Origin of the sequence: Pseudoalteromonas sp. SG44-17 (genome assembly GCF_014164235.1) — a bacterium.
Taxonomy (GTDB): domain Bacteria; phylum Pseudomonadota; class Gammaproteobacteria; order Enterobacterales; family Alteromonadaceae; genus Pseudoalteromonas; species Pseudoalteromonas rhizosphaerae.
In genome coordinates, this window is sequence record NZ_JACJEV010000058.1 from 1 (window position 1) to 15,213 (window position 15,213).

Below are 15,213 nucleotides of genomic sequence, written 5' to 3' on the forward strand. Positions count from 1 at the left end.
ACTGTCAATATCGTCTAAATCAAATTCGTCTTCTTCAGCCAACTCCGGCTCTGCAGTCGCTTTATCGCCAGTTTCATCAATTAGACTGTCAATATCGTCTAAATCAAATTCGTCTTCTTCAGCCAGCTCCGACTCTACAGTCGCTTTATCGCCAGCTTCATCAATTAGACTGTCAATATCGTCTAAATCAAATTCGTCTTCTTCAGCCAGCTCCGACTCTACAGTCGCTTTATCGCCAGCTTCATCAATAAGGCTGTCAATATCGTCTAGATCAAATTCGTCTTCTTCAGCCAGATCCGGCTCTGCAGTCGCTTTATCGCCAGCTTCATCAATAAGGCTGTCAATATCGTCTAAATCAAATTCGTCGTTATCGCCGTCATTCTTATCTGTCGGTTGATTACTGCTTTGTTCATCAATCAATGCATCAATATCAAAGTCATCATCTTCATCTGCTAACTCTTCACTGAGTGCTGCTAAGTCATCATCTGAGTCAAGCGAGTCATCTGATTCAGCAGTCGGTTCATCGTTGTCATTAGCAAATAAATCATCTAGATCTGATGCACTTAGAATATCGCCATCATTGTTGTCGGCTTTAATATCTAAATCAATGTCGTCGCCTAAGCTATCATCATCTGCTTGATCAAAATCTTGCTGCATGAAGATATCAAGTTCATCATCTTCTTTAGCCTCGTCACTTTCATCATCAAATACAATGTCGTCGCTCAGTAAACCATCTAGCTCGTCTTGATTTAATAAACTGTCACCATCTTCAAACGCATCATCAATATTGTCATCAAAAATAATATCGTCGTCATCAGGTAAAATATCGTTCTCAAGATCATCAAGCTGAATACTTACATCATCGTCTTCTTGAACTGGATCTGGAACAATGGGATCAAGAGATGGGCCTAAATCAAGCTCATCCTCGGCAGTATAACTGGGGCTTTGTGGTAAAAATTCGTCATCATCAGTGCTTTCATCTTCTTTGTTGTTACGTTTACGTAAAAACATCACGATTGCAAAGATGATCAATAACGCTGGAATTGTCATTAATAGAATGAGAACTAGTGGATTGGCTAATAGCCCAGCAAAGTCAAACTCACTAGTCTCTTCGAGCTTTTTTGCTTGTTGTTGCTCTATAATTTCGTTCTGTTTTGCAATCAATTCAGAAAGTTGGCGTTGAATTTCACTGTCTTTACCAAGTTGCTCACGAATATTTTCAAGCTCTTTAGACACACCAGTTAACTGTTGCTTTAATTTATTGTTTTCAACTAAAATTTCTTCGACATTATCAACTGACGACTTGAACTGCTTTTGTAATTCAACAAGCTGACTGCCCTGTTGGGTTTTAATGCTGTTGATTTCTTGTTTTAATTCTTGCTTAGCTTCATCAACATCCACTTTGCGTGCTTGAGTTACTTTGGTTTGTGAAGCAGTAATTTCGCTGTTCGTAAGCGTGCCATTTTTCTTTTTTTCCCATAGCTCATCATCTTGCTCTGAACGCTGTTTGGCAAGCTCCGGGCTTACTGCGCGGATATCAGCTAAGGTAGGGATTTTTAAATACGCACCATCGCGCATATGATTGAGATTTTGATCTAAAAATGATTGCGGATTTTTTTCATACAGAGCCTGCATAACTTGATAAATACTGACCGAGTTATCAGGTCGCACTTTTGCAGCAATACGCCATAGTGTATCGGTTGGCTTTATTGGCCCAATAGAACGCCCTTGAACGCCATAATCAACGCCTTTAGGCCCTTTAAGTTGGCTGCCGTCTTGGGAGTATATCGGTGTTACCACCAATGCAGACGCTAATAAGAGGAGTGTAGCTAAACCGCGCATGCTGATCCTTTAATGTTTAAATGTTAACGCAGCGCCATTAAATTAGACGCTTAAACATTGATTATTTCTTGCAGAAATAACGTACATAAATAAATAGTTAATTAAGTCTTTCCTGCAAGCTCTATTCCAGTTGCAAACTATAAACCAGTTGCGGCTTAATATCCATCGCAACACTTTGAAACGTAATAGCTTAAACTTTATTAGCCGGAAGAGTTTTTTATCGTTAAGATTAAGTTTATACGCTTTTAGCAGCTATGCGGCAATTATTTGGCAGTTAAAAAATAAAAAAGCGACAAACTGCCGCTTTTCTTGCTCTTAATTAAAGATAGTTCGCTATCAACTCTTCAGCTATTTGCACGCTGTTCGTTGCGGCCCCTTTACGGGTATTATCACTTACAACCCACATATTTAAACCATGCGGATGTGAGATATCTTGACGTAAGCGCCCTACATACACAATGTCATTACCACTTGCATCTGTAACCGGGGTTGGGTAATCCCCTTCGTCTTCTATAAGTTCAAGCCCTGGCGCGTCATTAAGTAATTGTTTTACATGTTCAAAGTCGTACGGCATACGTGTTTCAATGTTAATCGCTTCTGAGTGACCAAAAAATACCGGAACTCGTACACACGTCGGATTAACAGCAATTGTGGTATCACCCAGAATTTTATGGGTTTCGTTAACCATCTTCATTTCTTCACGGGTGTAACCGTTATCTTCAAAAACATCAATTTGTGGGATAACATTAAACGCCATCTGCTTTGGAAATATTTCGCTATCTACAGGGCGTGCATTCATTAAATTAGCAGTTTGTTTTGCAAGTTCATCAACCGCTTTTTTGCCTGCACCCGATACTGCTTGATAAGTAGATACATTAATACGATCGATGCCGTATGCATCATAAATAGGTTTTAATGCCACCATCATTTGAATAGTTGAGCAATTAGGATTAGCAATGATATTGCGATTTCTAAAATCAGCAAGGCTTGCTGCATTTACTTCTGGCACAACCAGTGGTATTTCAAAATCATTTCTAAAGTGCGAAGTGTTATCAATTACTACACATCCTGCATCAGCGGCAATAGGTGCGTATTTTTCTGACACACTGCCACCAGCAGAAAATAAACCAATATGCGCTTGGCTAAAGTCAAACCCTTCAACGTCCTGCACTTCAATAGTTTCACCACGAAACTTAATATCTTCACCAGCGCTGCGACTACTTGCCAATAAAAATAATTGATCAACAGGAAACTTACGATCTTCTAACGTTTCAATAATTTGGCGACCAACAAGACCTGTAGCGCCAAGTACGGCAACATTATATTTTTGTGACATGTGTATTCCTCGTTTAACAGCCGCCATTGTGGCCGCTGTTTAAATTTTAAGTTATTCGACTACGAAACCAAGCCCTTGCAGCAAAGGCGAATATGCGCCTGCACCTAGCACTTTGACTGTGCTAAATTCACGTCGAATGGGGTAGTTTTTACGTAAGCTATCAAACCCTTCACTTGCTAAGTTGCATCGCAAAATACCATCATCACGACGCACATCGTAAACCAGATGGATCAACTGACCTAAATCAGCTTCGCTAAAGGTTTCTTGTAATGTAACTTGGGTAAACGCGGGCACTGGTAAAAAATCAGCTAATGCTTTGCCTGTTTGCAAACCTTTAAGCTCGCACAACTTTTCATAGAGCATTTGCGTGCCACGTGCTTTACCCTCTAAGGTATGGCCTGCGATATGGACACTGGCATAACGCACAAACTCAAGCAATTCAGTTAATATAGAAGGTTCGTTTTCCCATACATCTAATACCACATCGAGCTTGGCACCACCGCGCATAATTTCCAGTAGAGCATGATTATCGACCACATCGCCGCGACTGGCATTAATCAAAATAGTGCCAGGTTTAAGCGCGGCTAAACGCGCTTTGTTCATTAAATGCAAGGTACTATGTTTCCCGGTCGTTACTAACGGCACATGGAAAGTGACGATATCCGCTTTACTCAACAACTCATCAATATCTGTATGCTCGGCTAATTGTCCCGCTTCATGCTTAGGTGGATCGCATACTAATACAGTGACATTAAGCGCGGCTAATTTATCTCGCAAACAGCTACCAATACTGCCCACTCCGACAATCCCAATGGTTTTGTGCTCCAAGGTGCAGGCATTTTCTTGGCACAGTGCAAACAAGCTACTGATCACATATTCAGCCACAGCAACGGCATTACAACCAGGTGCGCTCGTAAATGCAATATCACGTTGTTTGAGTAAATCAGTATCAATATGATCAACGCCGATTGTCGCCGTACCTACGTAGCGTAATTTATTAGCATGTATTAACAGTGCTTCATTTACTGAGGTTACCGAGCGAGTTAATAATACATCAACATCAATTAGCTGTTCGCTTTGTAATGTACGACCATCAAAACGCGTTACTTCACCAAAATCAGCAAAATATTGCTCAACAAGTGGCATGTTTTGGTCTGCAAGAATTTTCATTAACAAGTCCAGTAAGCACTAAGAGCCGCTATTGTATCGAACATAGCCGACTTTGAAAACGAAAAAGCCGAGCAAGTTGCTCGGCTTTAATTGTAATGTGGCTTTTTAATTAGCCTTTATATTTACTCATCACTAACGTGGCGTTAGTACCACCAAAACCAAAACTGTTAGACATAACAGTATTTAGTTCAACGTCTTTACGCTCAGTGATAATGTTTAAGCCTGCAGCTTGTTCATCTAGCTCATCAATATTGATTGAAGGCGCAACAAAGCTATGCTCTAACATCAATAGTGAGAAAATAGCTTCATGCACACCAGCGGCGCCCAGTGCATGGCCTGTCATTGCTTTAGTCGCGCTGATCATCGGTGAATTACCACCAAATACTTCTTGAATTGCTCCTAACTCTTTTACATCACCTACTGGTGTAGATGTACCGTGAGTGTTAAGATAATCAATACTGTCAACGCCTTGCATTGCTTGACGCATACAACGTGCAGCACCTTCACCTGATGGTGCAACCATGTCATAGCCATCAGATGTTGCGCCATAGCCAACAACTTCAGCATAAATGTGTGCACCACGTGCAAGCGCATGTTCAAGTTCTTCAACAACAACAATACCGCCACCACCAGAGATAACAAATCCATCGCGGTTAGCATCATAAGTACGAGAGGCTTTTTCAGGCGTTTCGTTATATTTAGTAGAAAGTGCGCCCATTGCGTCAAATTCCATTGCCAATGTCCAGTGAAGCTCTTCACCGCCACCGGCAAAAACAACGTCTTGTTTGCCTAATTGGATTTGCTCAACTGCGTTACCAATACAGTGTGCAGAGGTTGCACATGCTGAACTGATTGAGTAGTTAACACCTTTAATTTTAAATGGTGTTGCTAAGCATGCCGATGTTGTACTGGCCATGGTGCGCGGAACCATATAAGGACCTACACGTTTTACGCCTTTTTCACGTAAAATGTCAGCCGCTTCAACCTGCCATTTAGATGAACCACCACCGGAACCCACAATGATACCCGTGCGCTCATTTGATACTTGATCATCAGACAAACCAGAATCTGCAATTGCTTGTGCCATTGAGATATACGAATACGCAGCGGCATCGCCCATAAAGCGCATTGCTTTACGATCAACAAACTCTTTAACGTCAATATCAATTTTGCCAGATACGTTACTACGTAACTTATATTCAGCAAATTCTGGGTTAAAAGCGATTCCGCTCTTACCTGTTTTTAACGATTCTAATACTTCTTCTTTGTTGTTACCGATGCTTGATACAACACCGATGCCCGTAATAACGGCTCTTCTCATGGGTAATTACCTTAGCTTGATACTAAATTGTGTTCTATTTTACGCTGAAACTTACAACGAAGTGGTCAGCTTTCTAGCGTACACTTGTACTCTGAACCTCTAGCTTATAAATAACGCCAGACTATTTCAAAGAAAACACGTAAAATAATGAAAAAAAGTACTCATTAATTGCATGCCATGATTAAAAACGCTGAAATTCACTTTAATAACTTAGGTACACCCGTTGCAGACAACTTTAACGATGTCTACTTTTCGAACGATGATGGCCAAGCTGAGTCTGATTATGTGTTCTACCAGCAAAATAATATGCCTCATCGATTACAAAATCATGACCGTGCACATTTCGTTATCGCTGAAACTGGTTTTGGTACTGGTCTTAATTTTTTAAATACATGGCAACAATTTAAAAATAATCTAACCAGTAGGCAACATCATAGTCAAGAAGTTCACAACCCAGCACAACAAAATGTGCAGCGCTTACATTTTATGTCTTTTGAAAAGTATCCGATTAAAACAGACGATCTGCAAAAGGCATTGCAAGTATGGCCTAGTTTAGCACCATTGAGTAAACAGTTACTTGCTAAGTACCCGATTAATTTGGCTGGTTGCCATCGTCTTGAATTTGACAATGGTCAAATTATACTCGATTTATATTTTGGCGATGTGCAAGAATCACTCGCAGCTATAAGCTACCCGCAAACAGGTATTATCGATGCGTGGTATCTAGATGGCTTTGCACCGAGTAAAAATCCAGAAATGTGGCAGCCAGCCTTATTTAATTCAATGGTGGATATTTCTCGTAGTAATGCCACGTTTGCAACCTTTACGGTTGCAGGTGTTGTACGTAGAGGTCTTGCTGATGCAGGGTTTGCGGTACAAAAAATCAAAGGTCATGGCAAAAAAAATGAAATGCTGATTGGTTCTTTAGCCCATGCTAACCAAGCACAATCGGCGCCACCTTATCTGGCTCATCAGCAAAGTTCACTTAAAAACGTTGCTGTCATTGGCGGAGGGATAGCCAGCAGCGCTATTTTATATAGCTTGGCGAAACGTGGGGTTAACAGCCAACTTTTTTGCCAAGATCCCCAACTCGCGATGGGCGCATCTCATAATGTGCAAGGTGCGATTTATCCGCACTTACAAGCAAAAAACTCCCCGCACAGTGAGCTTTTTGCGCACAGTTTTTTATATGCGAAACGACTTTATCAGCAACTCACTGAGAATGGCTTTCACTATGATCATCAATGGTGCGGCGTATTACAACACGCGATCAAACAACCCTTAGTTGAACGCCATCAAAATATTGAACATAAACAGCTGTGGCCAGATGAACTCATGCACAGCGTAACGCCTGAGCAAGGTGATGAAATTGCCGGTGTAAGTACAGGCTACTCTGGCGTATATTTCCCGTTAGGTGGATGGGTTAACCCACCACAATTAGTGAGCGCTCTGTTCCAACAAGCCCATAAACTCAAACCAATTAAAAGCCATTTTAATTGTGATATCGAACAGCTTGAGAAAACCCCGCAAGGCTGGCTGTTATTGAGCCAAGGGCAACAGTTTGGCCCATTTAGTGACGTTATTGTATGTGCTGGTGAGCACAGCGACCGTTTTGTACAAACTCAGGCTCTGCCAATTGTTGGCGTGCGTGGTCAAGTATCCCATGTACAAGCAAGTCCTGCATCACGTAAACTAAAAACCGTGCTATGTCATAAAGGCTACTTTACTCCTGCTTATTTAGACCATCACTGTATGGGCGCAACATTCGAGAAAAACTCAAAAAGCCGTGCAGTCAAAGACCAAGACAATCAAACAAATCGCGAGCAACTGCTTCACTTTTATGGACAAACCGACTTTGCCAATAGTCTAGGTGAGATCACGGCAGCTAAAGCTGCTGTACGTTGTAGTTTTATTGATCACCTCCCTATGGCCGGAGAATGGCCGCAGCAAAGTGATTATATTCACGCGTTTGCCAATTTACGCGCAGGGAAACGCTATCAATATCAATCCTTACAAAAACCACAACAAGGACTACACATACTCACAGGCTTTGGGGCTCGTGGCTTATGCAGTGCGCCCCTGTGTGCAGAACAATTAGTTGCTGCACTTAACAATGAACCACAGCCTTTGAGTGAACGAGTAAGCCAAGCGATTCACCCAGCCCGCTTTATTGTAAGAGATTTAATTCGAAATAAAATTTAATTTAGCAAAAATAGCGTGTAGGAACCAATATGATAAAAATAATAACACCAATGATGTTAGCAATAAGCATAACCTCAGTGACTTGCGCTGCAAATTTAGACAGCGTTCCGCTACCAGCTGATTTTAAGTACTCATTACAAATTGCCGATGACTACCCACTGATACAAACTGGCTATGTTGCTCAGTCGATTACAAAAGTGAGTGCTTTTTATCAACAAGCTTTAGGTAAGTCTGAGCTTATTATCGGTGATAATAAACGCCGAACGTTGTTTTATACCATCGACAAGAAAACCGTGCGGATCAGCTTATATGCTCGTGACTACCGAACCGAAATAGCGATTATGATCACGCAACCATAATCGCTTGACGGCGAACTGATCTGAATACGTATGCATAAAACAAACTGTTGAGCTTATAGCAAAAGCACCGTAGTTTATTATTAACACAATAATAACAACACGGTCTTTAATGCGCTATTTACTTTATATATTGATTCTCTGCGGCAGTAACTATTGCAACGCCGCAGCAATCAAATTACAAAGCTACTCAGGTGATACCTCCTTACCACACAAACTATTACTAACCGCATTAGCGAGGCAAAACCTTGCATATATACATCCTTACGAAAGTGATAAAGACATTTCAAATGCACGTATTTTAAATGATGTAAAAAATGGTCAGTTAGATGTGATGTGGAGCATGACTTCTGAGCAGCTTGAGCAAGACTATCAAGCAATTTATATCCCTTTATTTCGTGGTTTGTTGGGTATGCGCTTGGCGATGGTCACTCAACAAAATCAGCATATATTTAAACATGTAAACTCTATTAAAGACCTCTATCAATTTAGCGCCGGACAAGGCAAAACGTGGCCCGATACCGCTATACTCAAAGCGAATGGCTTAAAGGTGATCACTACCTTAAAATACCCTAATTTATTTCCGATGTTAGAAGGTAATCGCTTTGATTACTTTCCCCGTGGCGTAAACGAACCATGGGATGAAATAGCTAATAACAGTGAGTTAAACCTGACCGTTGATCCTTACATTTTACTAAAATATACCGCACCGTTATATTTCTTTGTCGCTAAGGATAACCACACTCTCGCCAGCCAGCTTAATTCTGCGCTACAAGATATGATTGCCGATGGCACTTTTACCACCATGTTCTTTAACGACAGCCAAGTAAAAATGGTACTAGCTAAAGCTAACTTAGCAACACGAAAGGTGATCCCATTACAGAACCCTAGCCTGTCATCACGCACTCCACTATTACAACACGCACTGTGGTTTGATCCACTTAACGAGAGCAACACGCAATGAAATCATTACAAAGAAAAATAATCACAGCGCTTAGTATTTGTTTACTCGTCACTTTTAGCTTTGTAATTGGGGTAAACTACGTATTACTAAAAAATGATGAAACCAAACAATGGCATAAAAATGTTGATGCGATAAAGCAACAATTAACGGTTATTTTAGCCGAGCCAGTATTCTCATATGATAAACCCCTGATCGCGCAAATATTGCAGGCATTTGCTAAAAATCCAGATATTCAACAACTGCATGTTATTGATCATCGTGGTATCGAACTTGGTCGACTTGATAAACCCAGCAATACAACAAAGCAATTGCTCAAGCAGCAAATTGATCTAACATTCTCAGAACAACCAATTGGTACTATCCATATCAGCTTTAGCCAAGATGAATTAAACCATGGCATCAACAAAGCATTAAGTACCATGGTTATCACCCTTGCCATTTCATTTGCCTTGTTAGGCATTATTATTCTTAGCGTATGCCGCATACTGATCATCAAACCGATTGTCAGTGTCAATCAATTGGTGGATGAACTTGCCCGTGGCTCTGGCGATTTAACTCAGCGAATAAACTATCAATCTACGGATGAAATTGGCCATTTAGTTGCGGGCTTTAACCGCTTTATTAATGAAGTGCAGCAAATAATCTCAAGCCTGGGGCAAACAGCTACCGAGCTTGAAGTGATTGCCGCAACAGTAAACGAAGCAACAGTGCGTTCAAAATATGAAGCCGAGCAAGAATATCAATTAACCGATGCGGCAACCTCCTCTCTGAGTCAATTAACCCAAGCGACTAAAGAAATTGCCCTTGGAGCGACGCAAACAGCGGATAAAACAATGCAAGTACAAGGACTTTGCCAAGACGGCGAGCTATCGATGAGTCATAACAGTAGTTTGATAAACGACCTTGAAAATCAATTAGATCACACATCAACGGTGGTAGAGCAACTTGATAGTCGCAGTAGTGAGATAAGCCAAGTTCTTGATGTGATTAAAAGTATCGCCGAACAAACCAACTTATTGGCGCTTAATGCAGCAATTGAAGCTGCACGTGCTGGAGAGTCTGGCCGAGGCTTTGCCGTAGTTGCTGATGAAGTTCGCGCACTTGCGAGTAAAACCTACCATTCCACATCAGAAATCGAAAATATCATTACTGCACTACAAACCAACGCCAGTGAATGTGTAGCCGCCACACAAAAAAGCAAACAAGTGAGTACCGACGTTACTAGCGCGAACGAGCAAAGCCAACGCGTTTTTCATAATATCGCTCAACAAGTTGATGAGATGAACTTAATGAATGAACGCATTGCAGCCAGTTCAGAAGAACAAACCTCGGTTACGCAAGGAGTATTAGCCACCATGGAAAAAATCAATCATGGCGCAAAGTCGCTTGCCCAAGAAGCGGATCATCTTGATAAGACAGTTAAGCAGCTCAATGATCTTGAAAAAGGCATTGTGGCTAAACTTGGGTTGTTTAAGTATTAAATGCAAAAACGGCTAGAAGGCTAGCCGTTTTATTTACGCTTTAATGACTCCTAAAATTGATATTGGAACCCTAGCGCCCATTCATTTACATCATTTTCTCTTAGCTTATAATGGCTATAGTTAATTGAAACATCTGTATTTTCAAGCACTGGATAAGCTAATTGCCCGCCAAAATAAGGGCGTGTATTGGTGTCACTATATGTAATTTTTTGCCCCGTAGATGAGCGGCTATCGATTGAATAATGATAATGGAAAGCCCCTACAAAAACCTTACTCTTAACTTGGCCCAATAGCGGGAATACATAAGCGGTTTGTATCGCAGGTCCTTGTGACAATACCGGCACGGTTTGTGATACATTCAATTGCGCATTACTTGGATCAAGCGTATCTCCAACAAAGGTCATACTACCTTCACCTAAGTTGATATAGCGTACGCCAAATTGCCAATTAGTCGCTAACGAATAAATCCCGCCTATTGACCAACTAATATCGGTATCATCGTATTCAGTATTCGCTAATTCGACTGATTGATCAGTTGTGGTGGAGCCTGCAACGGCCGCATAACCAATCGTGCCATCCATAGACCACTCACCAGCTAGTACAGGCTGACTGACTACCACAGCCGTAGCGAGTAAAGCCCATGGCGTCAGTTTTGATTGGCGACGTATAAAGATTAACCCAATCATTAACAACACCATGGTGCTGCCTAAACTACCTGATGAGCTATTTTTAACCGTGGTGGTTGTATAAGCTTTTACGGTCACTTTTACTTCTCCTTTTGCTTCAGCACCTTTACTGTCAGAAACTGTATACTCAATAAAATCAACACCTTCAAAACCTGCTTTGGGCTGGTAATTCAATGTGCCATCGTTATTTATAGTGACTGTGCCTTGCGTAGCTTGCGCGCTTATTAAACTAAGTGCGTCGCCATCCTCATCGCTATCATTGGAGAGCACATCAATAACTATTTGCGTGCGGTCATTGGTGCTTGCAGTATCACCAATAGTTGTTGGGGCACTGTTTACTACCACACTAACAGTCGCTGTACCAAAGGCTGTTCCACCTTTACCATCAGACACACTGTAGTTGATCGTTGCAGTACCAATAAAATCAAGTAATGGTTGATAACTAAGTTGATTATTAACGATTGCTACCTCACCAAAATCAACACTTGCACTGGTGAGCGTCAGTACATCATTATCTGCATCGCTATCATTACTAAGCACATCAATAACAATACTATTACCTAGTGCAATAGTTACTTGATCTGATTGTGTAACAGGCGCGCTGTTATTACTACTCATAACGCTAACGCCGCCTGGATCAACAATTTGACCATTCGCTATGCCATCAGCATCATTGATACCACCATCAGTTATGCGTAATTGTACACACCAGTCACCTTCTTTAAGCCCTTCTTGCCACAGCTGACTATTTGGTGAAGGGCAATACCCTTGCTCACCTTGAGTAGAATAGACCTTATCGCCGTTGCTGGTATTAAAGTCAATCCACTCATTATTGATAAGCTTTCTATAAATCGCCCCCGCTGGTATTGGCATTCTTTGCGGAAGCACTATGTGGTAGTTTTCACCTTTTTGCTCCATGGCGGTTACTATAAAGCTAAAGTAACCACCAGAGTTATCCATCCCAACATCTGCAGGCAATTCATTTTCAAACAATTGTGCTGCGCCACTGCTATTTTGTATGCTTGAGAATGCTTTTCTTAAACATGCTCCCGCATCCCCCTCGACAAGAAACTGCGCTGACTCATTTACTTGCTCAGGTAATACATTACATTCATTAATATTATCCAAATAATCAGGAATACCATCACGGTCATTATCTTGTAGGCCTTCGATATTATCTGGTATTAAGTCATTATCAGTATCCGCAGTTGTTAGTTCAGGTAACTGAGCTACCACTTCAACATAACTGGTCACTGTAGTTGATAAGCTATCCACAGCGTCATCTGTTGCGGTTACTGCTATTTCATAAATACCAATATCGAGTTCAGCTGTAGAGAACACAAATGTATCAGCCGCATTACCTAGATCAACAATCCGTTCATCTGCTGCTTGCCAACTAAATGAAATATTATCTCCAGGGTTATTATCTGTTGCCAACGCTGTAATTGTTACGAGATCGTCACTTGCTAAAACAAATGGCCGAGGCTGATTATTTTGCTCCGTTATCGTAACTAAGCTTGGTGCTATATTACTCTCTGAAATAGTCATAATATTAGAGGCTTGCGCGCCAGTATTAAGGCTATCGTCAAGCGTTATAACAATTGTTTCATCCGCTTCAATCTCACTATCTACAAAGACTCTAAAGTTGATCTCACCAACGAGGCCTTGTTCAATAACCACTTCACCGCTGATTAAATCATGATCATCTGATGTTGCGGTTCCAGATACGCTGTAAGGTACAGTGACAGGATAACTTGCCGCTGGTCCATTCAAGTAAACCCGAGTGGTATAACTTTGATCCTCAGCAACAACTTTATTTTTACCTAGTGATATTTGCGGGTGAACCATTACTTGCTGGCTAGCAGTTGTGGTTTTACCATTACTGTCTATCGCTTGCCAATACACTTGATGTACGCCTGGCGTAAACAACATACTTTGATTGATAGTAGTAACTGGTAGAGGGTTTTGCTCGCTATCAAACGCAAGAGCTGTACCCAACTTAACTCGAGTAAACAATCCTGTTGCATCAACATTCACAGCAGCTGGAGGTGTAATGGTTGGTGCATCCGCTTGGCTATCAGTAAAGTTAATATAAGCAAACCCTGTGCTTTGTGCTTGCGCTGGGTCGGCAATAATATACTCAACTTTAATAGTGCCTTGGGTACTTGCGCTAAATTGATAGACAAGCTGCTGGTCAACAATACTCACTGTACCCACTGACGCCCTAGCACCAATAATTGTTATTACATCACCATCAACATCAGTGTCATTCGCCAATACATCAAGTATATAACGGCCGCTTTCAGTTCGCGCTAAGTCAAAGGTATCTTCCACAGCGACCGGTTGATCGTTTACTGACTCAACAGTAATTAACGCCATAGCTACAGCTGAACTTGCTTTACCATCAGTCACTAAATAGCTAAAGGTGTCGCTACCATGATAATCAGCCTGTGGCTGATAACTAAATACCGTTCCTTGCACCGTTAAGCTACCAAACTGTGGTTGAGTGACCACTTCTATAACTAAATTGTCGTTATCACTGTCGCTAACCTGAGCACTAACACTGAGGTTATTATCTTCTTTAACGCGCATTACCATATCATTAGCAACAGGCGGCGCATTTACATACGTTACATCAATACTAAATGGGTTAAGCGTACTGCTTAACTGCCCATCGCTTACGGTGATCAAAATATTACTATATAGACCAACGTCATCTCGTGTCGGTATACCACTTAATGTACCACTTGTGCTATCAAACGTTGCCCAACTCGGCTTGTTCGAAATCGTCAATGATAAACTGGTATTATCAATATCTGACACAATTGGCGTAAATGAGTAACCTGTATCTTGCGCGATTGATGTTGCAGGTGAACCGCTGATTGTTGGTGCATCGTTAACATTCACTACTGTCAGTGTAAATGGGGTTAAACTTTGGCTTGCAATCCCATCCGTTACACTCACCGTGATGCCTGCATAACTTCCTACATCTGCATTGCTTGGTCTGCCTGATAGCTCCCCTGTGGTGGTATCAAAGTTCAACCAACTTGGTTTATTTTCAATACTGAAGCTGAGGTTATCGCCATCATTATCTGTCGCTAGTGGTACAAAGCTATATAAGTCATTTTCATTAACAGCTAAGCTTGGTACTCCAGTAATCACTGGCAAATCGTTAATACTATTAATCGTTACTGACACTGTGCTTGGTGCTGAATCAAGTAATCCATCATTCGCTATATAGCTAAACTGATCGTCACCAAAGTAATTTGCACTGCCTTGATAAGTAACTTGCTCACCTGAGATAGTAGCAGTGCCATGAGTTGGTTGACTAACGATTGTATAAGTTAATCTATCACCATCAACATCACTACCGAGTAAGTTCATAACTACTGGCATGTCTTCATCAGTAACGCCAGTTTGTAGACCCACAATTGGCGCGTCATTAACTGCGGTGATAACTAACGATACCGGGGTTGTTGTTGAATCTAACTGTCCATCATTAACAACAAAACTAAAGCCATCACTGCCGTTATAATTAGCGTTTGGCGTATATAACCAACTATCATTACTTTGCTGCACAAGCGAGCCATGTAATGCGCCTTCATCAAGACGATAGCTTAGATCATCGTTCTCAATATCTGAGCCAACTAAGGTGATCAAGACGCTATTATCTTCAGCAAGTATTAAACTTTGCGGAATACCTAAAGGTGCATCATTGACTGGGTTCACGGTCATGGTGACAGTAGCAAGGTTAGATATCGCGCCATTGCTGTCTTTAACTGTGTAAGTAAAGCTGTCGTCACCATAGTAATCTGCATTGGCGGTGTAAATGATTGCCCCCGTTGCTGTTACTTG

9 protein-coding genes are annotated in these 15,213 nt (G+C 41.3%); 4 read left to right on the top strand and 5 right to left on the bottom strand.

The annotated features are described in order from the left end of the window. From H5182_RS21440 to fabB, 4 genes are all read right to left on the bottom strand, one after another. A partial coding sequence (locus H5182_RS21440; RefSeq protein ID WP_310741415.1) for a FimV/HubP family polar landmark protein occupies positions 1-1,842 on the bottom strand: 1,842 nt, incomplete at its 3' end. A 319-nt stretch (positions 1,843-2,161) separates the two neighbouring features. After that, complete coding sequence (locus tag H5182_RS21445; RefSeq protein ID WP_145241502.1) at positions 2,162-3,178, bottom strand: aspartate-semialdehyde dehydrogenase; 1,017 nt, start codon at positions 3,176-3,178, stop codon at positions 2,162-2,164. Between the two features lie 51 nt (positions 3,179-3,229). Next, entirely contained in the window at positions 3,230-4,348 is a 1,119-nt protein-coding gene (locus H5182_RS21450) for a 4-phosphoerythronate dehydrogenase (protein WP_145241504.1), read from the bottom strand. A gap of 109 nt (positions 4,349-4,457) precedes the next feature. Beyond that, complete coding sequence (gene fabB, locus H5182_RS21455) at positions 4,458-5,669, bottom strand: beta-ketoacyl-ACP synthase I (protein ID WP_145241506.1); 1,212 nt, start codon at positions 5,667-5,669, stop codon at positions 4,458-4,460. 177 nt (positions 5,670-5,846) lie between these two features. On the opposite strand from fabB, the gene mnmC reads away from it, so the two are divergent. From mnmC to H5182_RS21475, 4 genes are all read left to right on the top strand, one after another. Then, the gene (gene mnmC / locus H5182_RS21460) at positions 5,847-7,871 is read left to right on the top strand and encodes a bifunctional tRNA (5-methylaminomethyl-2-thiouridine)(34)-methyltransferase MnmD/FAD-dependent 5-carboxymethylaminomethyl-2-thiouridine(34) oxidoreductase MnmC (RefSeq protein ID WP_182760604.1); all 2,025 of its coding nucleotides are present in this window, start codon (positions 5,847-5,849) and stop codon (positions 7,869-7,871) included. 29 nt (positions 7,872-7,900) lie between these two features. Then, complete coding sequence (locus H5182_RS21465) at positions 7,901-8,230, top strand: hypothetical protein (RefSeq protein WP_182760605.1); 330 nt, start codon at positions 7,901-7,903, stop codon at positions 8,228-8,230. Positions 8,231-8,339: 109 nt separating this feature from the next. Then, positions 8,340-9,191 carry a transporter substrate-binding domain-containing protein gene (locus H5182_RS21470; RefSeq protein ID WP_145241513.1) on the top strand — a complete coding sequence of 284 codons (852 nt, stop codon included), beginning with the start codon at positions 8,340-8,342 and terminating at the stop codon, positions 9,189-9,191. Continuing rightward, entirely contained in the window at positions 9,188-10,672 is a 1,485-nt protein-coding gene (locus H5182_RS21475; protein WP_145241515.1) for a methyl-accepting chemotaxis protein, read from the top strand. The genes H5182_RS21470 and H5182_RS21475 overlap by 4 nt, the downstream gene beginning before the upstream one ends. A 50-nt stretch (positions 10,673-10,722) precedes the next feature. Here the strand turns inward: H5182_RS21475 and H5182_RS21480 are convergent. Further along, positions 10,723-15,213: Ig-like domain-containing protein (locus H5182_RS21480; protein WP_182760606.1), on the bottom strand; the 4,491-nt coding region annotated here is incomplete at its 5' end.